The sequence below is a fragment of the Blastomonas sp. UPD001 genome (assembly GCF_003426715.1).
Taxonomy (GTDB): domain Bacteria; phylum Pseudomonadota; class Alphaproteobacteria; order Sphingomonadales; family Sphingomonadaceae; genus Blastomonas.
This window is the reverse complement of record NZ_QKVT01000035.1, coordinates 1-672: the sequence shown is the minus strand read 5'-3', so window position 1 is coordinate 672 and position 672 is coordinate 1. Positions and strand designations below refer to the sequence as shown.

Sequence of the window (672 nt, the reverse complement as noted above, 5' to 3'; positions counted from 1 at the left end):
TCAGCATGCCGGCGAGGCGGTGGCAGGCGAGCGGATGGCCGGCTTCGCAGCTCGCCGTATAGATCGTGCGTGCCCTGGCCCAGCGTTCGGCGGCGAGCTTCAGGTCCTGGCGCTTGTCGTGCCGCCGCGCGGCGATATCGGCCTCTTGCTCGCAGCCCATGCCCAGCCCGCCATCGCAGGCCGAGCGGAACGCGGCGGCGGCCAGATCGATCTCGATTCCCTCGCCGATGCCGCTGGTCAGCGCCAGCCCGCGCACCAGACAGGCATCGGCCTTGCCCGCCTTGCAGGCGGCACCGGCACCATCGATCACATCGCTGGGGATGACCGATCCGTCGGGCATGGTCACCTGCGCTGCGGCGGGTGGCATGGTACCCCATGCCAGAACGATCGCAGCCAGCCAGGTCAGAATGCGCATATTGCCCCCCTTGCGTCCGCTCCCCGCCAAAGGCGAATGCTGGCGGTTCGTCAAGATCACCGAGCGTCCCCTAACCATATGTTTGCGCTTGTCGGCCATGCTCGCGCGCGATGACCGCAGAACAATGGCTGACCCGGATATTCGCAGACCGCGCGCCGCGCCGTTTCGGCAGCGGCTGGCTGAGCGGCGTGCTGGCCATCGCGCTGGGGCTGCTCAGCGTGGCGGCGGTTCTGTGCCTGCATTTTCCGCAATGGCTG

The 672-nt window shown here is 68.3% G+C and carries 1 pseudogene; it reads right to left on the bottom strand.

Annotated elements, in window-relative coordinates:
- A pseudogene (locus DM995_RS18115) lies at positions 1–415 on the bottom strand (hypothetical protein); the annotation flags it as partial.
- Positions 416–672 lie beyond the last annotated feature (257 nt).